Genomic DNA, 21,536 nt, shown 5'->3' on the forward strand with positions numbered 1-21,536 from the left:
TGAAAAAATAGAATTACTAATTTAATTAATTTCTTATGAAAAAATTCACGTTTTGTGTTTTAGCGTTGGTAGTTGCATTTTCTACATTTGGGCAACAGTTTGAATCAGAAAAATTAAATCCAGAAGATTTTAAGAATGTGAAGGTAAGAGTTGGCGGTGCATATGCCATTCAGTTGCAAAGTATCAGTCATGAATTGTCTGGTTCGTCGGCAGATACATTATTAGATTTAAAGAATAACTTCAACTTACCCACAGCAAACCTCACATTACGAGTTGATCTTGCGCCTGGTATCCAGTTGTTTATTAATAACTATATGTCGTCTAGGCATCATCAGGAAGCTTGGGTTGAAGGTGGTTATTTAACCTTTGATCATCTACCATTTTTACCTTCCACAGAGAATTTAATGAAATATTTGACCATTAAAGTAGGTGTGATGAACCCTAATTATGGCGATGCTCATTTCTTCAGGAGTACCAATGGCTCTGTTAAAAACAATCCTTTTGTTGGTAACTTTATCATGGACAATTATACCACAAATCCAGGAATGGAATTCATGTATCGAAACAAAGGCATATTGGCTCTTGTTGGATTAAATAATGGACGACTGAATTATGGCAGAGGAAACGATATTGGCGAAGATCTGGTTTATAACTGGAAGTTAGGTTATGATAGTCAGATAAATGATGATTTAAGAATACGCGGTACTGTATCTGGTTACCATGTTGGTGAAGGACATAGCGGATCTTACCTTTGGGATGGTGATCGTGCGGGTGCAAGATATTACAATGTTATGCAAATGCACGATGCTAGTGATAATTTCAGATCGGGGCGCTGGAGTCCGGGTAGTGGTCAAACGGAAATGAATAGTTATATGTTCAATGTATTTGCCAAATTTAAAGGCTTGGAAATATTTACTGTAGTTGAGGATATGAAAGGAGTAAAAGAAGGAGCTGATCAGCATTTTTCTCAAACAGCAATACAAGGTATTTATAGGATAGGAAGTTTTTACTTTGGAGGTAGATATAATAAAGTATCTGATAATGAAGATGATGAGAGTACTGTAAAACGCCTTAATATAGGTGGTGGTTGGGACATGACCAAAAATATTGTGGTTAAGTTAGATTACGTAACTCAGGATTATGAAGGGCCAGCGCATGGTAAGATAGATGGTGGAAAATTTGATGGTTTGGTTGTGGAAGCAGCTATTTCGTTCTAAAGAGGTTTGGGTAAGGCTGTTCAGTTCAAAGCTGAACGGCCTATGATGTTAGTTATGTTAGTATTATGAGGATCGGAAAGAAATATTTGACTTTAGTTCTGTTGATAAGCAAATTGTCGGTTTATGCTGGTAATCCTAACCCCACGGCGGTTCGGTTAGAGCGATATCAATTTGATAAAATTGTTATTAAGGGCGTAACTAATGTTAGTAATTTTGTGCTTAAATATAGTGAGCAAGGTTATGTTAATGTACCTCATGCAGACTCTAATGTTGTAGATAGTATTACCATTGCAATACCAGCTGAAGATTTTGAGGCTGATTCTAAATTAATGTTGAAAGACTTTCTCAGTTTGATAAATGCCGATAAACATCCTAATATTGATATTTCGATAGACGAAAATTTCAAGAACGAGTTATTATCATTTAATACGGGTGGGATGAATCGGGTTCAGATAAATATGAATGGGATAACCAATTCATATACTTGTGCATGCGAATTCAGTAAATGTTTATCCGGTCAATGGTGCCTTTTAGGTCAGCTTGAGGTTAAACTGACTGATTTTGAAATAGACCCGCCCAGTAAGTTCTGGGGACTTATAAAAGTTAAAGATGAAGTGACAATTGGTTTTAGAATTTTGTTTATTTTTGCACCAACTGATGTTACTCAATGAAATTTAGTACACGAACAAGATATGGAATTAGGGCTATGCTTGATATAGCTGCGGACAAAAGTGATAATGGTGTCTTTCAAAAAGATATTGCAGAAAGGCAAGGTATCTCCAATAAATATCTGGATCAAATTATTAGAGCACTAAAAGTGGCCGGTTTGATTGTTAATGCTCGTGGAAAAAAAAGCGGATATATACTTACCAAAAAGCCATCAGAAATAACATTGTTGGATATCCATAGTGCTTTTGAACCAGGCATTACTGTTGTGGAATGTATGAACAGTTCTGTGAATTGCAATTTTGAAGATAGGTGTAAGGCAAAAACCTTTTGGGGTAATTTAAATCAACTGGTAATAAAATATTTTAAGTCAGTGTCCTTGCTTGATTTAATCGAAGGCGATATACCGAAGGAAATTAAGATTTAGCTGCGATTTATGAAAATATGTTTTGTTTTATGATAAAAGTCTGCCTGTCATTTCATGGAGATAAGCCTTGTTTTTAATATATTTGTACAATATAATTAATACAGGGTATGAAAATTATTCTTACCATATTGTTGTTTTTAACTTTCCATTTGTTCCTGAATATCAAAAACCGGGACTCTTTTTTAGCGTAATTTCTTGATTTAATGTTATTGTTTGAATGAGCAATGGTTATTAATTTTCAACCGTTGGTATAACTGTATTTCTTGTTTTGGTATAGGGATATAAGTAGTTCATTCACTTTTAAATTTATTATCATTTGATGTAATTATCATGGAATTACCATTTTCAGAATCATATAAAATTAAGATGGTTGAACCCATCAGAAAAAGCACCCGGGAAGAACGTGAACGTTGGATCAGAAAAGCAGGATTCAACCTTTTTAACCTAAAGAGCAACCAGGTTTTTATCGACTTGCTAACAGATAGCGGGACGGGGGCTATGAGCGACCGCCAGTGGGCCAGTATGATGTTGGGTGACGAAAGCTACGCGGGAGCTTCTTCCTATTACAATGTTAAGCAAGCTATCAAAAACATATTGGGTTTTGATTATTTTTTACCGACACACCAAGGTCGTGCTGCGGAAAATGTGTTGTTTTCGGCATTGATTTCAGAGGGAAACGTGGTTCCCGGAAACACCCATTTCGATACCACCAAAGGACATATTGAGTTCCGCAAGGCATCTGCTATCGATTGCACCATTGATGAGGCTTTCGATACGACTGTTCACCATCCCTTTAAAGGAAATATCGATTTAAATAAACTGGAAGCTATATATCTTAGGTATTCCAAAGAACAGATCCCATGTGTCATTGTCACTGTTACCTGCAATTCGTCGGGGGGTCAGCCTGTATCCATGGAAAACATGCGTGAGGTATACAAGCTCTCTAAGCATTATGGTATCAGGGTCATATTCGATTCGGCCCGTTTTGCCGAAAACGCCTATTTTATCAAAACACGTGAGGAAGACTATGCCGATAAAACCATAAAAGAAATTGTGGCCGAAATGTTTACCTATGCCGATGGGATGACCATGAGCAGTAAGAAGGATGCCATTGTAAATATGGGTGGTTTTATTGCCTTGCGCGAGGAAGAGTTGTTTAAAAAGGCAGCTCAGTTCAATATTATTTACGAAGGATATATTACCTACGGAGGTATGTCGGGTCGCGATATGAACGCTTTGGCACAAGGACTGGATGAAGGTACGGAATTTGATTACCTGGAAACCAGAATTAAACAGGTGGCTTATCTGGGGCAGAAACTAAAAGAGTTTGGTGTTCCGGTGCAAGAACCTTTTGGTGGGCATGCCATTTTTGTGGATGCCAAACGTTTTTTGCCTCACCTTCCGGTTGAACAGTTTGTGGCACAGACGCTGGCTATTGAGCTGTACAAGGAAGCCGGAGTTAGAGGAGTAGAGATAGGAACCCTACTGGCCGACCGTGACCCGGTAACCCGGGAAAACAGATTTCCGAAATTGGAGTTGTTGCGCTTGGCTATTCCGCGAAGGGTATACACCAATAACCATATGGATGTAATAGCTGTTGCCTTGAAGAATGTTTATGATAGGAGGGAGGATATTAGGTCGGGCTATCAAATCATTAACGAAGCCCCTATATTAAGACACTTTACGGTTGAGCTAGCGCCATATCAAGAGGAAGAATGCAGTATTTAGTGTAATCTGCAGCTCATACCAATAGCTTGTGGCAGCTGGTCTTAAATGATGACCGAAGTGGAATTGATTCTGCTTCGGTTTTTTTGTATTTTGATGTGTTTTAACCATTGATTTAATATTCATGATACAAGGCAAGTTCAACGAAATTAGCAATTTCTGCCAATCGAATTCCAGTCACAAGATCGTCAAGAAATATGAGCGATATTTTAAGGAAGGTTTTGACGGTTATGGAATAGAGCAGAAGACATTTGAGAGGCAAAGGGACAAATGGATTCAGGAATGGAACAGTGAAATGACGATTGACGATTATCTTGACCTTGGAGATATTGTATTTGAAAACGGGCGGTACGAAGAAAAGTCTTTTGTAATTGCGTTTGTACAGTCGCAACGTGACAATTACACTAAAGAAACCTTCGACAGAATAGGGCTGTGGTTCGATGTTGGTGTATATAATTGGGCTACTACCGATGTGTTTTGTATGCTGGTAATTTCCGCATTTGTTATTGATAATGTTATTGACCTCAGGAAACTTAAGGCATGGAACAAGGCTGAATCGGAATGGAAAAGAAGAGCGGTGCCTGTAACTTTGGTTGAGTTGATAAAGCACGATTTAAAGCCGGAGGATGCCATTGAAACGGTTGAAGATTTGATGCTGGATAATTCGCAATACGTGCAGAAAGGCATAGGCACTTTGATGCGTGGTTTATGGAAAAAGTATCCCTTAGAAATAGAAGATTTCCTTTTAAAATGGAAAGATAGGTGTGGCAGGCTTATCATACAGTATGCAACGGAGAAAATGGATAAGGAATACCGAAAGAAATTAAGAAAAGCCAGGTAACAAGTAATTACATAAAACTATTATAGAGATTATCATGCATATCCGCCAGGTAACCCAACACGATAAAGACAAGCTTTACCTTTACCTTAAAACGTTATCGGAAGAGACACGTAAACGATTTGGGCCTCACCCTTTTGATGAGCATACTGCATGGTTGGTATGTTCAGGCGGCTATAAAAATTGTATGGCCTATATTTGCCTAAACGACGTGCTCGTTGTTGGCTATGCCATTGTTAAACAAGGGTATGTGCCCGGGGATAGAAACCGTTATATAGGTTATCCTATAACGTTAAGCGATCGGCACGATTATACGCTGGCTCCATCCGTTGCCGATGCCTACCAGTCGCGGGGAGTGGGAAGTCTTCTGTTGGAATTTGTACTTGAAGATTTAAGAAAAAGAGGAGCGTATAAAATTATATTATGGGGAGGGGTGCAGGCTTCAAATCTAAAGGCGGTAAACTTTTATAATAAACATGGCTTTCGGAAGGTGGGTGAATTTGAGTATTATGGAAATAATTATGATTTGGTAAAATATTTGCAAAAGCTGTGCTAGAATGTACCCATTCAATATGTCAATTTTTTCTGATTTAGATAATCTTATATACTTTTATGCGTTATAATCATTCAACACAACATTAATATTTATCATTATGAAGAAGTTATTTTTAAGTTTATCGATTGTGGCTTCATGGCTCGCCGTTTCGTGTGTCGAAGAAAGCAATAGCAGCAGCGAAGAATTAAGCAGCCCAAAGATAAGCATCAGGTTAACCGACGCTCCGGCTAGTTACGACGAAGTATTAATAGACTTGCAGGAGGTGCGTGTACACTTCTCTGGAGAGGGAGAAGAAGAAGGAGGTTGGCATACGCTCGAAAATGTAAATACCGGCATATATAACTTGCTTGATTTTACCAATGGCGCAGATACGCTGATTGCAGAGGAGGAGTTTACGGTAGGTGAGATATCTCAAATCAGGTTGATATTGGGCGAAAACAACAAGATTAAAAAAGACGGTGTTTACCATGATGTTAAAACGCCATCGGCACAACAATCGGGTTTGAAGCTTAATGTGCATGCCGAACTGGAAAAGGGAGTAGCCTATCGTGTGTGGCTCGATTTTGATGCCAGTCGCTCAATAGTTGCCAAAGGAAACGGAACTTACTCGTTAAAGCCTGTAATACGGGTATTTACCGAAGCTGCCAGTGGAGCTCTAAAAGGTATGGTTTTTCCCGTCGAATCAAAGCCGTATATCCAGGCAATTTCGGCTAATGCCGATACCTTCTCTACTTATGCCGATACCACTACGGGTTATTTTATGATTAAAGCCTTACCGGAAGGAAATTATAAGGTTGACTTTAATCCCGTTGAAGGTTATCAAATAAAGGAAATCGATGAAGTTGAACTAGTCAACGGCGAGATAAACGACATGGGTACGGTTACAATTGAAGAGGCCGTAACTGCCGGGTAAGGTGTGTATGTCAATAAAAATTTTATCAAGAGAGGTCGTGGGGCCTCTCTTTTTTTTGTGGGTATTTTATGCTTTACATTCTGTTTCATTTTATCTACATTTGATTACATTGGAAAATACTTAGATATGGATATGGTTAGAAACAATAACTTTAGAAATATGTTATACCTCACAAAATGTAAAAATTATGAAATACTGTTTCCTGTTTTCTTTGATTATTGCCACACAAATGATGGTATCGTGCCAAACCAAAAACGAAAACAATAATAAGGTTTTGGTAGTAGGGACAGACGCGGAAGTCAATTTCCAAAACTTTTGCCTGGGTTGCCATAACGATAAAAAATCATCCTTTGTGGATAGGACCTGGTTGTGGGGTAGCGGAAGGGAAGATCTTTATAAAAGCATAAAACTTGGACGTGTGGCTCATGGTATGCCCGGCTTTGCCGATGGAATGAGTGATACCACTATTTACGCATTGGTCGATTATATTTTAAGTCTGGATACCATGGTTCCGCTGGGCGAGGATGAAGATATTGCGAACCAGGATGGGGTGGTTGACAGCGAAGACCAGAAATTCAGGGTGGATACCGTAGTGGAGGGATTGGAGGTGCCCTGGGGACTGGAGTTTCTGCCCAATGGCGATTTGTTGATATCGGAACGAAAGGGCGAGTTGTTACGTTTTACCAAAAATGGAGATTTGCAGCAGATATCGGGATTGCCCCCCATAAAAGCGGCAGGGCAAGGGGGATTGCTGGATTTGGAGTTACATCCCGGGTACGAACAAAATGGCTGGTTGTATTTTGCCTATTCGTCGCCTAACGAGAAAAAGTCAAGTTTGGCCAATACGGCCATTATGCGTGCCCGTTTGAGCGGAAACACACTCGTGGATAAAGAGCGTATCTTTAAAGCCATGCCCGAAACCAATAAGCGCCATCACTATGGGTGTAAATTGGAATTTGACGGGGAGGGGTATTTATATTTTTCGGTAGGTGACAGAGGGGACAGAGACCGAAACCCGCAAAGCCTGGATAACCATTGTGGCAAGATCCATCGCATATACGATGACGGTAGTATTCCTGTTGACAATCCTTTTGTGGGACAGAAAGATGCCATGCCGTCCATTTATTCCTATGGCCACCGAAACCCTCAGGGCGTTTGCATGCATCCCGAAACCGGAAGGATATGGACCGACGAGCACGGCCCGAAGGGTGGCGACGAAATCAATATCATTGAACCCGCCAAAAATTACGGCTGGCCTGTCATCTCATTTGGGATCAACTATAACGGAACCACCTTTACCAACGATACCGCCAGGGCAGGTATGGAACAGCCTTTGCTGTACTGGGTTCCGTCCATTGCGCCTTGCGGTATGACGTTTGTGAAAGGAGACCGTTACCCCAACTGGAGAAACGATATCCTGACAGGTTCGCTTCGCTTTGAGTATTTGCACCGGGTAGTGTTAAACGGAGATCAAGTGGTCAGGCAAGAGAAGTTACTTGAAGGTATAGGAAGGGTGAGGAACGTGGAAATGAGTCCCGATGGTTATATCTATGTGGCAGTTGAAAACCCGGGGAAGATATTGAAATTGATTCCTGTGGAATAGTCAAGGGGCACCAGTATTCCATACATGGTTGATTAAAAGAACACCAAGGTGGAAAGCCTAAAAAATAATAGCCCAGGGCAAGATGGAGCTTAGCTTAATCGACTCCCTGGGTTTAGTTTTGCAAAACCATCCGACGCATGGCAAAACATAGCAGTTATACATCAATATGGTGCGTCGGAAATTATAGTAAAGTGTTTGTGGTGATAAACGTACAACAATGGGTAACTGGCTTTCGGTATTTGTCTGTGTTCCTTTGATGTAAAAAACAGTGTGCGGCGTGTTAAAAGTAAATGCACCACAGCGTTTAACAGAGATGAATTCTAATATTTATGATCCGTATTAAGGTTTTAATGCTATTGTTAATGATGATTGAGTTTGTATTTGCTCAAGGCAAAACAGATTCAATAACAAATCACTTCAGCGATACCTCTGCTTACCAGAGCCAACGTTATATCCAGGAAATCACTATTCAGGCGCCCATCCAGGTTAAGTCGGAAGCCCAATGGCCGGGCGCTTACGTTAAACTGAACAATCTTCAGCTGCAATCCGGGAACGCATACAACGTAAAGGAGCAGCTCAACAAAGTTCCCGGGGTTATGATGCAACAGGGCACCATGAATACAAACCGAATCACCATCAGGGGTATTGGCTCGAGAACACCTTACGAAACCAACCGTATTAAAGCCTATTGGGGCGAGATGCCCTTGACCGATGGCGACGGGGCTACCAGCATCGAAGATATTGGGTTGAACGATATTTCCAGCCTCGAAGTATTAAAGGGGCCATCATCCGCATTGTTCGGGGCGGGATTGGGAGGCGTTATCCTTTTAAATCCGTTTATGTCTGATCAGGTTCCCCCATTGAACGTTAAAAGCGAGTTGGGCAGTTTCCGGACGTCTTCGCAGCATGCCCAAATGAACTGGAGAACTGCTGATAGCGGTTATTTGTCGATAGTGGGAGGCGCGCTTATATCAGATGGGTACAGGGACAACAGCGAATACAAAAGATATAACTTTACTTTTAAAGGGCAACAGCAACTGGGCATCCACCAATTGGCCTTCCTTTATAATTACCGCTACCTGAACGGCGGAATACCCAGTTCGCTGGATAGCATCGATTTTAAGGATAACCCGAAAAAAGCCGCCGACTCGTGGAACGATATTGGTGGTTTTGAAGAAAGTCCAAGGCATTTGATGAGCTTGGGCGTGTTATCCCCGCTGGGAAACAAATGGGTGAATTCGTTTACTTTGTTCGGGAAAATATCTTCCTTGGAGGAGCTTCGCCCGTTTAACCGGCTGGATGAAGAAAGGAACGCTATTGGATTCCGTGAAAAACTGAAATTTGGACATTCATGGTTTAAAGGGCAGTTGGGAACGGAAATGATGCGCGAACATAACAGTGTTTCATTGTTTTCGGTCCGGGGGGACAATACCGGCCAGCCCCTTTCGGACGCGGAACACAGGCGGTATCATTATAATATTTTCGCTTTGATGGAAATGAATCCAGTACCAAGGTTAGTGGCCCAGGTAGCCTTCAATTATAACCAGACCGGTTATCGTACCGAGGAAAGCGGTAAAACCCGGTGCCACGATTACGATCCCGTGTTTTCGCCAAGGCTGGGACTGAATTATCAGATCAGCGAACGTATCCATGCTTTTGCTGCCATAGGGCATGGTTTTTCGGCACCTTCCATGGAGGAGGCACAATGGCCGGATGGTTCGTTTAATCCCGACATAAGACCGGAGGAAGGGATGAATTACGAGCTGGGCTTCAGGTGGCAAGATGCCTCTAGGCGAATGAAAGCGGAAGTTACGGCTTATTATATGAAGATGAATAACCTGTTGGTCACCGAGCGTGATGTGGAAGATCAGTTTTATGGCAAGAATGCCGGGGAGACTTCGCATCAAGGGCTGGAATCGTCGCTGGGGTGGGCCGTGATGAATACTGAGCAAGCCGGTTCGTTAAACTTAAGTCTTTCCTGTTTCGCTTCTGCAAACCAGTTCGAGGATTTCGTGGATGACGGAACAGATTTCCGGGGCAATCACCTTCCCGGTATTCCCGATGCTAATTTCACAGGTGAACTGGCAGGCAGCTGGCGAGGTTTTCATTATCACCTGAATCATCAATATCAGGGAAGTCAATACCTCAACGATGCCAACACAAAACAATATGCCGCTTACCATAAAACCAACATTAAAGTATCGCTGGATATTCATTTGAAGAAGCTAAAAGCCAATATTTACCTGGGAGCAGATAATATCTTTGATACCCATTATGCCTCCATGGTGGTCATCAATGCCCAGGCCTTTGGAAGCAACTTGCCTCGTTATTATTACCCGGGTTTACCATTTAATGTGTTCGGCGGAATTAATGTGAACCTTTAAAACAGTATATATTTTAACCTCCAAATGGGATAACAAATCCTATAATTGGAAAGGCAACGAATGAATCACTTCCGGTATTAATAGGCATGGCAAACATATAATCCAACGAAGCCTTTTTCCATATCCATCTTCCTCCTAACGATAAACAACCACTTCCTCCGGGGAAAAGATAGTTTTCGGTTATAAAATATCCTCTATTTGAGGTTCTGGCTAAAGCACTAATATTTACAACAGGAGATTTGGCCCAATGGCTACCCGTATAACCATAAGATAGGGCAATGGATAAATTATTGTCGCGCGAACCAAAGGTTGAAGTACCATAAACCAGCCCATATGAATCAGCGTCTTCACCCAATATAGTGCCTATCAATGCCCCGGCTCCAATATTGAACTTTTCCTCTACAATTGGAAAAGATAGCTTAGGTGCCAGCATAACGGGTGTAGGGGCGCCATTGAACAAGAAAAACGGTATTATGGTTACCCCGAGCGAGAATTGATCTGTTATTCCAATGGAGAATTGATTCCAGAAAATATTAATATTTTGATAATACCCTTCGCCCTTTTTTAAACCATAACCGTTAGGGGCCCAGAAATAGCGCGATGATTGACGGTTTTCAAACCAGTATTTGCCATCTTTTATCCGTTGGATATTTACTGATCTTCTTGATTTGATCTCTTTTTTTTGAATAGTGATTAGTCCTAACTTGTCAGAACTGAATTTTAAAAGAAGAGAATCTTCCTCTATTATCTGCCCGAAGAATTCATTGCCATCGGTAGTCTCAATATATACCAATGTTGAATCTGCGCTTTTTTCCTGGCAATACGTAATGGAAGCTAGAAAAAGCATAACGATTATATAAAGTGAAGTTTTCATATCTGTTGTTTTGGTATCGTAAAGTTACGATGAGGGGCAGGTGAAAACAATGTTTTGAAGGTGCAGAATATGGCACTAAGAGCAATGGGTTAAATGAAAATTTATTGGAAAGTACTTCTTTTAATCACTTCTTAAAGGTTAGTTGCAGAAAATGCAATTATCATTTATGGAATTTGTTGAAAACGTTTTAGTGCTTGTAAGGAATTGAGGAAAAGAAAAAAGGAATAACTGTTTGTATCCCGCACCCCCTGCCCAATTACTCAAAGTCATCGGGTGATTAATTATCACAATAGACAAACGCCCCCGAAACGGGCGTATAGGAATATTTTCCTTCGGTACTAAGGCCTTATTGTGCTATGTTTCTAATACCAACCAATAAAACAGGTATAGTTGATTATACAAATCAATTAGAAAGGATAAACCTTTTGTAAAGGTTCAAACCTTGGAACAGTGGAACCATATTTTAGTGTGTTTTATGGAACCTGCCGTTAAACGCGCCCTATGCCTTAGAAATCCTGTTACGCTATTAAACTACTTCAGAACAAGGCCTTTCGCTAAGTTGCTTCAACTCCCAGAGCGGTGCTCCCGAAGGTATTCGTGACAAGTTATGCCTCGTTTCAGCAACGCCTTGTTGTATGGAGTTTAAATGCTCATGACGTACCACTCATACAAATTCCCGGTTAAACATATATTTTACACCGCCATTTTATTTTTGTAGCTGTGTTATTTTGCTTCAACTGAATAAAAAAAATGGTTTAATTGGCTATGTTTACTAATGTATGATGGGGTGTGTGAAATAAAAGTACCTAAATGAGCTTTTGGTGTCAGCTGAGCCGGTGGTTATTGTTAAAAAAAAACAAAAAAAGCATTAATAAAAATATGGAGCACATTAATTTTCTTATATTGCGTTATTAGTAAAGAAATTTTTGATGTATTCGCCAAATACCAAAAGTGTATGAAAGAATTGAAATCAGGGCTGCTTTCTTCATATGAAATTAACGATCATATTTTGGATGAAGTATTTACAAAAGATGGATTGCCTAACGAACAATACAGCGATCTATATAAACGATTTAACGAATACTCTTTGCCCGATTTTGATCGGATAAATAAAGAGGTTAAAGAAGCTTTTTTTAACCAGGGAATTACCTTTTCGGTCTATTTTGAAGATAAAAAGCCTGACGAAAGAATCTTTCCCTTTGATTTATTTCCGCGCATCATTCCGGGGAAGGAGTGGGATATGCTCGAAAAAGGTATATTCCAACGCAACAAGGCCTTAAATCTGTTTCTTTATGATATTTATAACGAGCAAAAAATACTCAAGGACAAAGTAGTGCCGCAAGACCTAATTTTCTCTTCCAAGCATTATTTAAAGGAAATGGTGGGTTTTGAGCCTCCGGGAAAAATCTATACCCATGTAGCCGGAACAGATATTATAAAACATAACGACGGTCAATATTACGTGCTTGAAGACAACCTTCGCTGCCCTTCGGGTGTAAGTTATGTGCTCTCCAACCGCCTGGCCTTGCGGAAATCACTCTTTGAGATGTTTGACAAACTGAAAACGAAACCTGTTTATGAGTATCCTGAAAGATTGCTCGAGGTATTAAAGACGGTTAAACCGGCTGGGGTTGATGTTCCAACCGTGGTTATCGTTACTCCGGGGATGTACAACTCAGCTTACTACGAACATACTTATTTGGCACAGACCATGGGGGTTCAGTTGGTGGAAGGGAGAGATTTATTTGTGGAGAGGGATTTTGTGTATATGAAAACCATTCATGGTCCCATAAAGGTTGACGTTATATATCGTAGGGTGGATGATGAATTTATTGATCCTTTATGTTTCAAGGAAGATTCTATGCTGGGCGTTCCGGGACTTATGAGTGCCTACCGAAAGGGAAACGTGAACCTGGCAAACGCTCCGGGAACCGGTGTTTCGGACGATAAGGCTGTTTACCATTATGTGCCGGACATCATCAAGTACTACTTAAACGAAGAACCTATTTTAAATAACGTAAAAACCTATCACTGCGGAAATCAGGACGATTTGAAATATGTATTGGAGAATGTGGACAAACTGGTGGTGAAGCCGGTGGACGAATCGGGAGGGTACGGTATCAGCATCGGGAATAAACTAACCAAAGAAGAAATAGAACAAGTAAAAAAACAGATAAAATCAGATCCTCGAAAATATATTGCGCAGCCCATTATGAGTTTGTCAACCCATGCTACTTACATCGAGGAGGAACAAAAATTTGAACCCCGGCATGTGGACTTAAGGACGTTTTGTTTAATGGGTGATGATGAAAATTATATATTGCCGGGAGGTTTAACGCGTGTTGCGCTTAAAAGAGGTAATTTGATTGTGAATTCTTCGCAAGGAGGAGGTTCAAAAGATACTTGGGTTATAAAATAAGGGTTTATGAATGTAATGTTATCAAGAGTAGCAGGTAATTTGTACTGGATGGGCAGATATGTGGAAAGAGCCGAGCATATTGCCCGATATGTGAAAGAATTGTATTTTTCATCCATTGATGCGCCAATAGAGGAAATGGACAGCAGAAAGTTTGTGTTGGAATCCATTTTGTATATGGTGGGTATATTTGATATGGATGATTGCGATGAAAGGGAGGTGCTGTATAAAATCGGTTTCGACAAGGAGAACAGCAATTCGTTGTTTAGCATTATTACCCTGGCACGCGAAAATGCCAGGGGTGCGCGAAACGAAATTTCAAGCGAGATTTGGGAGTCTATTAATACACATTATCATTATTTTAATACTTACCCGGTGGAAAACTATTTAACCGCGGGTTTGTATGATGTCATGCAAAAAATACTGGAGCAAACTTCGGTAGTGAGGGGTAAAATATATGGCTCCATATTACATGACGAAACATGGTCGCTGATATCATGTGCCATGCATATTGAGCGTTCGTTGCAAATGGTGAGGATTATCAATTCCAAACTGCACGACGTGTATAAAATTAAGGAGTTGGGATACCCGGTTACCAAATTGAGCTTTGAGTGGACAACGCTTTTACGTTGTACGGAATCCTTTGATATGAACCGCAAATATTATCGTTCTATCCCAAATAAACACGAGGTTCTTGAGTTTTTAATGCTTAACGAGCACAATCCAAGGTCGTTACAATACAGCATAAACAGAATAGCTGCTTATCTTTCGCACATATCCGAATCGAAATATATTGAGGAGGGTTCCATTGAATATAAAATCAATAAGCTGAATGCGCAATATAATTATTTTACTATTGATGAGTTTAAAGATGATATCTATAAATTATTAAACTATACCAAGGAAACCTTGTTTGAAATAAGTCAAGATTTTGAAAAGAAATATCTCTCGTATTAAATAACAATGGAATTTAGTATTTCATATTCTATAGAAAATAAATATGAAAATCCGGTCACAAAATCGTTTTTTCAAATTTTAGCAATCCCCGCTGTTTACGTAAATCAAAATATTTCGGAACTGGATATTAAGTGTAGCCTAAAAAGTACAGAATACTTTGCTAAAAATAGCTTTGGGTTTAATGTGTTGCAATATACCCGGCAAGAACCCATCGATGCTTTTAGTTTTCATCTGGATGTAAAGGTGAAAGTGAAGCATCAAAATCCCTTTAATTTTATTCCCTGGCCTCCGCAGGAAGAGTTGCAAAGCCTTTCCTCCGATGCCTTTAAGCTTGAGCATTTTTTATTTTTGCGGCCAACGCCCCTTACTGATATTCCCAAAGAAGCGGCAGAGGGTTTTATTTCATTTAAGAATGAAATGGGGGTGTTGAATTTTTTGCGGGAGCTGAATCAAAAAGTGAATGGCGCCATGCAATATACCGTGGATGTTACCACCACAAAGACTGCGGCTCTGGAAGCCTTTTGCCTGGAAAAAGGCGTGTGCCAGGATTATACCCATATTTTTATTTCCATAGCCCGGCAATTTGGCATACCTTGCAGATACGTTAGTGGATATATGAACCCGGGATTTTCACATATCGGAACCAGCCAAACACATGCCTGGGCCGAAGCGTTTATCCCCCATGTGGGATGGATTGGGTTTGACCCCACTAATAATTTGCTTGTTAATCATCATTATATTAAAATTGCACACGGAACAGATTATAATGATTGTAGCCCGATTAAAGGGATTATTCAAACCGTTGGGGAACAAAAGCACACCCATAAAGTAACCGTAATTAATCAGTAAAATGACTTTTTGTATTGGAATTAAAAGTAAAACAGGCGTAATAGCCCTGTCAGATACACGCATAAGCAGTGGTTTGGGAATCTCAACTTCGAAAAAGGTATTGACTTATCAGGACGGAAGGAATTCTTTTTTTGTTATGTCATCCGGGTTGCGCTCTATCCGGGATAAGGTAAAGAATTTTTTTGAGGATAAATTGGACCATCAATATCCGGATAAATTATATAAAGCAGCAGACCTATTGGGTGAAACGGTTAAAAAAGTCCGGCATCAGGATTTGAAAGATTTAACTGCCAGCAACTTTATGTTTGATGCTCATTTTATCGTGGGCGGGCAGTGTGAAAATGATAAAAAGGCATCTTTGTTTTTGATACTTCCAGAGGGTAATTGGGTGGAAGTATCGGATGAATCTCCCTATGTGATTATCGGGAATACCGGTTTTGGCAAACCTATTTTAAGAAGGCTTTTGCACGAAGAAATAACCTTTGACATGGCCATAAAAGTGGCTTATTTGTCGTTTGATGCGACTTATAAAAATGCCAGCGATGTGGATTTTCCGGTTGATTTTATACTGTATAAAAATGGATCAAAAGAATTGATGGAGTTTCGCAAGACAGAGCAGGAGTTAAAGGATACATCAACCGAATGGAATCAAAAGTTAGTGGATGCAGCCAATGCATTGCCGCCGTTTATTCATTTTGAGGATTAAGGCCGGCAAGTTGTAATGGGTATTATAAAAGGAAACAGACACCAACGAGAAACGACAAAAAAAATATAGTATACGAATGTTCTGTTGCCCTTGCAGGGTGATTGAATAGGATAACTTGTAACAGACCCCGGATGATACCCGGGGTTTTTTATTGAGCGTTAGAATAAACCCAAAATTGGCATTCATTCAATGCCCTAAGGCTTACATATGCATTAGGAATCCTGTTACGCCAACAAATTACTTCATAACACGGCGTTTCCTAACTTGCTTCAACTCACCGGAGCAGTGCTTCCGAAAATAATCGGGACAAGTTATGCCTTGTTTCTGCAGCGTCCGGTTTTATTGTACTTGCAATGCGCATGACGAACCCCCATACATAATCCGGGTTTAATGCTCATTACGTAACTGTAACAACCCAGGTTACATACCGCAATGTGAGATTGTATACACCGGGATTCCCCGTTACGGCAGAAGCCTGCTGTCATTAGGAATTTTAAAGATTCCCAATGACAGATCTCGGATAAAAATGCTTCAAATTAAAATAGCACCCGCCAGGCGTTATTTTAATTTTTTGAGTTTTTGTTTTCTGATGTCAAAAGTGCAAGGGTATTCCGGATCGGATTCGATATTGGTTGGCACAAAAGCTACCGTGCTCACATTATCTGTTGTACCCGGTGTAATATACCGTTGAATGTCTCCCTGAATAAAAGAAATTTTACCGGGGGTATGGCTGGTGTTTTTATACATGTTAAAATCAGGATACTCGGGTTGGTACATTCCCTGTGTGTGATTGCCTTCGTAAAAACGCGATACCCTTCGTCCTTCGGCATCGTAGCTGTTTACCGGGAAGGTTTCGTAGGCTCTGCCGCCCGGATGATATACATGGTAGGTACATCCTGCAACCGCTTTTCCTGTCCAGGTATCAAAAATATCGAATACCAGAGGAGTGTCCACACCCAAATTCGGGTGCAGCGCCGAAGGGGGTTGCCAGGCCCGGTATCGTATGGAGGCCACGTATTCGCCGGCTTTACCTGTTTTTACCAATGGCACTTGCATCTGATTACATAACACTTTATGTCTCTCGTCGTTTAAGCCCTCCACTTTTATCTCTACCCGTTCTACCGACGAATCCACAAAACGTGCGGTTCCCGAGCTTGACATTTCCTCTCCAAGCACATTCCAGGGTTCAATGCCCGATCTCAAAGAAAGTTCGATGTGTTCGTAATTAATACGACCGATATGCGCGAAGCGGAATTCAAAGAAAGGTTCCAGCCACTCTATATCGAAATGGTATCCTGCATCATTGAGCTGGCTGACCACATCTTTCAAATCTTCCTTCACAAAATGGTGGGTCAAAAACTTATCGTGTAATGCTGTACCCCAGCGTACCAGTTTGCCCTTGTAGGGTTTTTTCCAAAACCACGCGAATAAAGTTCTGATAAGCAATAACTGCATCAGGCACATTTGCTTATTGGGTGGCATATCAAAGGCTCTTAATTCCAAAATACCCAATCTTCCGGACATAGAATCCGGTGAGTAGAGTTTGTCGATACAAAACTCTGCTCTATGGGTATTGCCTGTTAAGTCGATCAAGAGATTTCTTAAGGTTCGGTCAATCAGGTAAAAAGGTATTTCTTTTTCGCCGGGGTTTGGTATCTGGTCGAAAGCAATCTCCAGCTCGTACAACATTTCCTGACGTCCTTCGTCGACCCTTGGCGCCTGGCTTGTGGGACCCACGAAAGAGGTTGAAAACAAATAAGATAATCCCGGGTGGTGTTGCCAAAATGTAATAAAGCTTCTTAATATATCAGGCCTTCTGAGCAAAGGTGAATCAGCCGGTTTTATTCCTCCCAGCGTAATGTGGTTTCCTCCGCCGGTACCCGTATGCTTGCCGTCTAGCATAAATTTTTCAGCACCTAGCCTGCACTCCCTGGCGCATTCAAAAAGCATGTTGTAGTTGCTTACCAGCTCGTTCCAGTTTTTTGAAGGATTGATGTTTACTTCAATTACGCCCGGATCTGGTGTTACCATCAATTTATCAATACGATTGTCGTATGGCGGGTTGTAACCTTCAATCACCACCTTCATTTTTAACTCTTCGGCCGTTAATTCAATGGCGGCCAACAGGTCTAAATAATGCTCGATAAGATCGGTTGGTGGGATAAAGATGTGCAGCCTTCCATCTCTTAATTCGGTCACCAGGGCTTTACGGATGGTAAATGTATCGTACAGGGGTTCATAATCGTCCTTTTTTTCTTTTTTGGTGCTAAAAGGCATGAACTTTTCTAGAAGGTTTTCTTCCTCTTCCTCCGCGTTGTGCTTTATTTTAGGCGGGTACAAAAGTTCGTCGGGAATGCTGTAGTCTGCTTCTTCCTTCGATCTTTGGTCCACTAACTGATGATAGTCGGGTAGTTCGTCTACCTCTTCAAAGGGGCTGCGCTCATAGGGCTTTTGTCTTCTGGCTTCCGCCATATAGGGAAGGGAATTTAGCGGCAAGCGATGACCCACTTGCGAGTTGCCGGGTATTAAAAGTAATTTACGGCCATTAAATTCCCATGCACAGCTGATCCAGTTTTTCTTTTGGTAAGCCCATTCCAGGGGTAATACAAAAGCTACCGCTTTGTTTAAACCCCTGTCCAGTTGTTCCATCATGGATCTTCTTTCCAGGGAGTCGTTGAGGTTAATGTTAAGCGGGTCAATGTTTTTGGGTAGGTTTCTTTCTTCCCATAAATAATAAAACGCATCTTCGTAGGCGGGCATGGCATTGTTTTTTTCTACGCCAAGCTTAGTGGCCAGTACTTTTATGAAGTTTTCTACGTCTGCATTGGTGTAATGGTGTTTTTGGCTCACATCCGCAAACAATTTTTTGTTTTTCCAGATGGGTTTATCGTCTTTTCTCCAGTAAAGCGACATTTGCCAGCGCGGAGTAGGTTCGCCCGGATACCATTTGCCTTGACCGTATTGATGCAGGGTACCGTAGCCTATTTTTTCGCTTAGCTTGTGAAGCAGTTGGTAGGCCAGCTCTCTTTTTTCTTTTCCGTCGGCATCGGTGTTCCATTGCGGAGACTCCATGTCGTCCATAGACACAAAGGTAGGTTCCCCGCCCATGGTAAGCCGTACGTCGCCCTCTTCGAATTCCCTTTCCACCTGATCGCCAAGCGCCATAATGTTAATCCATTGCTGATCGGAAAAGGGTTTGGTGACGCGAGGGTCTTCGTGGATTCTTTTTACATCGTTAACAAAGCTGAACTCCACTTCGCATTTATCCGTAGCCCCGGTTATTGGTGAAGCACTTCCGTAGTCGGGCGTACAACATAATGGAATATGCTCTTCGCCCGCAAATAAACCTGAGGTGGCATCCAGTCCAATCCATCCCGCTCCCGGAATATAAACCTCGCACCAGGCATGCAAGTCTGTAAAATCTTCCTCGGGGCCGGAAGGACCGTCTATTGATTTTTCATCTGACTTTAACTGTACCAGATAACCTGATACAAAGCGGGAAGCAATGCCCAGGTGCCGCATGATTTGAACCATTAGCCAGGCAAAATCCCTGCACGAGCCTTTCTTCTTTTCCAAAGTCTCTTCGCAAGTGTATACGCCGGTTTCCAATCGAATGGTATAATCCAGATCGTCATATAGCATTTGATTGACATCCCTTAAGAACTCAACAATTTTATCGTTTTTGATATTCTTAATTTTTTTGAGCCATTTCATCAATAATGGCCCGCTTTCAACGATCTCGAAATATGGCGTCAGCTCTTTTTTTTCTACTTTTTGGTACGCAAAAGGAAACGTTTGCGCATATTCTTCCACGAAAAAATCAAAGGGGTTGACCACAGTCATTTCTGCAATCACTTCAACTTCCACTTTTAATTCCTTGAGTTTATCTTTAAAGACCACACGTGCCAGGTAATTGCCAAAAGCATCCTGCTGCCAATTGATAAAATGTTCTTTGGGTGAAATATTTAAAGAGTAGGAATGAATGCGCGTGCGTGAATGCGGCGCCGGTCTTAACCGGATTACGTGCGGGGAGGCTGATACTAGTCTGTCGTACTTATAGTAGGTGTTGTGCCGGATTGCTACTTTTATTGCCATGGTTGCTAGTTTATGTATACCGTCAAATGTATAACCTTTATTCCAAAAAAAATATTAAGAAGTCTTAAATTACTATTGGGGAGTTAGCCGTATATGCTGCCTCTTGATGACTCGGGCTAAATATAGGCTAAATTAATGATTGTTAGCCAGCGTAGAACAACCTGTTTTTTTGCTTTGGTTCAGGATCTGGGAAAAGGGTAATAAACCCTTAAAACGAATCAATACCGTTCATTAAACCCGGATTATGCTTTAGAACTTTGTCGTGAACATTGAAAGTGCAATCTTACTAGGTTTTCATCGTTATGGTGAGTTGAATTGAAGCAGCGGAGTGTCTTGTTTTGAAACAATTTCAATGTGTAATAGATTTTCTAATGCATATTGCGGGTTAAACTTATGTTTTACCTATTTAACTTCCGCAAACAAGTTCGATGATTTTGTGGATGACGGAACAGATTGCCATGGCAAGCACATTCCCGGTATTCCTGATGTTAACCTCACAGGTGAAGTGGCAGGGAGCCGGCAACGTTTTATAATAATCTAATCATCATTTCCAAGGCAGTCCATACCTGATCGATGCCAACTCCAAACCTTACTCCACTTAACGTAAATCTAACATTAAAGTATGGCTGGATATTCATTTGATGAAGCCAAAGGCCTATGTTTATCTGGGCGCGGATAACCTTTTTGATACGCGTAATGCTTCCATGGTAATTATCAATGTTAATGCTTTTGGTAACAGTCTGCCAAGGTATTACTATCAGGGATCGCCTTTTAATGTTTTTGGCGGGGTGAAGTTTGTGTTTTAGGGAATGGATTCTTTCTATATTTCTGTATAAGATATCTATTGTACACAGGCCCCGGTCGCACCGACAAGGTTCTGAACTTTGGAAAAGGTAGAAACTATAAATTAATCTATTTTATATCATTTGTTACCGGATCTAATGGGCCCCACGCCTTCTAAGGCAGGGGTAAAGGAATTGATGCACACACTTTAGGTAAGGTTGGGTTAGCGAACAGTCTGCGTTCTAAAATCAATGTAAAACTAGCTAACTACCTCCAATGGTACTATTTGTTATTATGCTAGCATGCGTTTCGCCAATGATGTGATCGTGCTTTAAAAGGAATGGAGGGAAAAGCTAAGGTAACAAAAAACGACACTAACAAATGCCAGTGCCGCTTTGAATGTTTTCACAACGGAATAATCCTTATTGTGAATTGCTTCAATATTGTATGAAAGCAAATTTAGCAATAAATAGCACGCAAGCAAGGATATTTACAAAATTTTTAATTGATACTAGTTGATTTCATTA

17 protein-coding genes are annotated in these 21,536 nt (G+C 40.8%); 15 read left to right on the plus strand and 2 right to left on the minus strand.

What is annotated here, in order from left to right; genetic code table 11:
- Nucleotides 1–35: 35 nt before the first annotated feature.
- From ACRD64_RS11010 to ACRD64_RS11050, 9 genes are all read left to right on the plus strand, one after another.
- Nucleotides 36–1,217, plus strand: a complete 1,182-nt coding sequence (locus ACRD64_RS11010) for a hypothetical protein (RefSeq protein WP_430933400.1) — start codon at nucleotides 36–38, stop codon at nucleotides 1,215–1,217.
- Nucleotides 1,218–1,282: 65 nt separating this feature from the next.
- Nucleotides 1,283–1,888, plus strand: coding sequence for a hypothetical protein (locus ACRD64_RS11015; RefSeq protein WP_430933401.1), 606 nt, complete (start codon nucleotides 1,283–1,285; stop codon nucleotides 1,886–1,888).
- Nucleotides 1,885–2,310 carry an RrF2 family transcriptional regulator gene (locus tag ACRD64_RS11020; protein ID WP_430933402.1) on the plus strand — a complete coding sequence of 142 codons (426 nt, stop codon included), beginning with the start codon at nucleotides 1,885–1,887 and terminating at the stop codon, nucleotides 2,308–2,310. The genes ACRD64_RS11015 and ACRD64_RS11020 overlap by 4 nt, the downstream gene beginning before the upstream one ends.
- A gap of 330 nt (nucleotides 2,311–2,640) precedes the next feature.
- Nucleotides 2,641–4,038, plus strand: a complete 1,398-nt coding sequence (locus ACRD64_RS11025; protein ID WP_430933403.1) for a tryptophanase — start codon at nucleotides 2,641–2,643, stop codon at nucleotides 4,036–4,038.
- Between the two features lie 121 nt (nucleotides 4,039–4,159).
- On the plus strand, nucleotides 4,160–4,876 hold the full coding sequence (locus tag ACRD64_RS11030) for a DNA alkylation repair protein (protein ID WP_430933404.1): 717 nt from the start codon (nucleotides 4,160–4,162) through the stop codon (nucleotides 4,874–4,876).
- A 34-nt stretch (nucleotides 4,877–4,910) separates the two neighbouring features.
- Nucleotides 4,911–5,429: a GNAT family N-acetyltransferase gene (locus tag ACRD64_RS11035; protein ID WP_430933405.1), complete on the plus strand. Its 519-nt coding sequence runs from the start codon at nucleotides 4,911–4,913 to the stop codon at nucleotides 5,427–5,429.
- Nucleotides 5,430–5,526: 97 nt separating this feature from the next.
- Nucleotides 5,527–6,342, plus strand: coding sequence for a DUF4382 domain-containing protein (locus ACRD64_RS11040; RefSeq protein WP_430933406.1), 816 nt, complete (start codon nucleotides 5,527–5,529; stop codon nucleotides 6,340–6,342).
- A 187-nt stretch (nucleotides 6,343–6,529) separates the two neighbouring features.
- On the plus strand, nucleotides 6,530–7,945 hold the full coding sequence (locus ACRD64_RS11045; protein ID WP_430933407.1) for a PQQ-dependent sugar dehydrogenase: 1,416 nt from the start codon (nucleotides 6,530–6,532) through the stop codon (nucleotides 7,943–7,945).
- A gap of 329 nt (nucleotides 7,946–8,274) precedes the next feature.
- Complete coding sequence (locus ACRD64_RS11050) at nucleotides 8,275–10,329, plus strand: TonB-dependent receptor (protein ID WP_430933408.1); 2,055 nt, start codon at nucleotides 8,275–8,277, stop codon at nucleotides 10,327–10,329.
- 13 nt (nucleotides 10,330–10,342) lie between these two features.
- Here the strand turns inward: ACRD64_RS11050 and ACRD64_RS11055 are convergent, their stop codons facing one another.
- A complete protein-coding gene (locus tag ACRD64_RS11055; protein WP_430933409.1) occupies nucleotides 10,343–11,203 on the minus strand; it encodes a hypothetical protein in 861 nt (286 codons plus the stop codon).
- 955 nt (nucleotides 11,204–12,158) lie between these two features.
- Here ACRD64_RS11055 and ACRD64_RS11060 point away from each other — a divergent pair.
- Genes ACRD64_RS11060 through ACRD64_RS11075 form a run of 4 tightly spaced genes read left to right on the plus strand, consistent with a single transcriptional unit; the run spans nucleotide 12,159 to nucleotide 16,131 of the window.
- Nucleotides 12,159–13,622 (plus strand): circularly permuted type 2 ATP-grasp protein, encoded by a 1,464-nt coding sequence (locus ACRD64_RS11060; protein WP_430933410.1) that lies wholly within the window; start codon nucleotides 12,159–12,161, stop codon nucleotides 13,620–13,622.
- A gap of 6 nt (nucleotides 13,623–13,628) precedes the next feature.
- Nucleotides 13,629–14,576: an alpha-E domain-containing protein gene (locus ACRD64_RS11065; RefSeq protein ID WP_430933411.1), complete on the plus strand. Its 948-nt coding sequence runs from the start codon at nucleotides 13,629–13,631 to the stop codon at nucleotides 14,574–14,576.
- 6 nt (nucleotides 14,577–14,582) lie between these two features.
- Nucleotides 14,583–15,425: a transglutaminase-like domain-containing protein gene (locus ACRD64_RS11070; protein WP_430933412.1), complete on the plus strand. Its 843-nt coding sequence runs from the start codon at nucleotides 14,583–14,585 to the stop codon at nucleotides 15,423–15,425.
- A gap of 1 nt (nucleotide 15,426) precedes the next feature.
- Nucleotides 15,427–16,131, plus strand: coding sequence for a peptidase (locus tag ACRD64_RS11075; protein WP_430933413.1), 705 nt, complete (start codon nucleotides 15,427–15,429; stop codon nucleotides 16,129–16,131).
- Nucleotides 16,132–16,689: 558 nt separating this feature from the next.
- On the opposite strand, the gene ACRD64_RS11080 is transcribed toward ACRD64_RS11075, so the two are convergent.
- Complete coding sequence (locus ACRD64_RS11080) at nucleotides 16,690–20,226, minus strand: DUF2126 domain-containing protein (protein ID WP_430933414.1); 3,537 nt, start codon at nucleotides 20,224–20,226, stop codon at nucleotides 16,690–16,692.
- Between the two features lie 352 nt (nucleotides 20,227–20,578).
- Here ACRD64_RS11080 and ACRD64_RS11085 point away from each other — a divergent pair, with 352 nt between their 5' ends.
- Both ACRD64_RS11085 and ACRD64_RS11090 read left to right on the plus strand, forming a co-directional pair.
- Nucleotides 20,579–20,767 (plus strand): hypothetical protein, encoded by a 189-nt coding sequence (locus tag ACRD64_RS11085; RefSeq protein ID WP_430933415.1) that lies wholly within the window; start codon nucleotides 20,579–20,581, stop codon nucleotides 20,765–20,767.
- 100 nt (nucleotides 20,768–20,867) lie between these two features.
- Nucleotides 20,868–21,032 carry a hypothetical protein gene (locus tag ACRD64_RS11090; protein WP_430933416.1) on the plus strand — a complete coding sequence of 55 codons (165 nt, stop codon included), beginning with the start codon at nucleotides 20,868–20,870 and terminating at the stop codon, nucleotides 21,030–21,032.
- Nucleotides 21,033–21,536: the final 504 nt, after the last annotated feature.

The sequence above is a fragment of the Saccharicrinis sp. 156 genome, assembly GCF_050589685.1.
In the GTDB taxonomy this organism is placed as follows: Bacteria; Bacteroidota; Bacteroidia; order Bacteroidales; family Marinilabiliaceae; genus Saccharicrinis.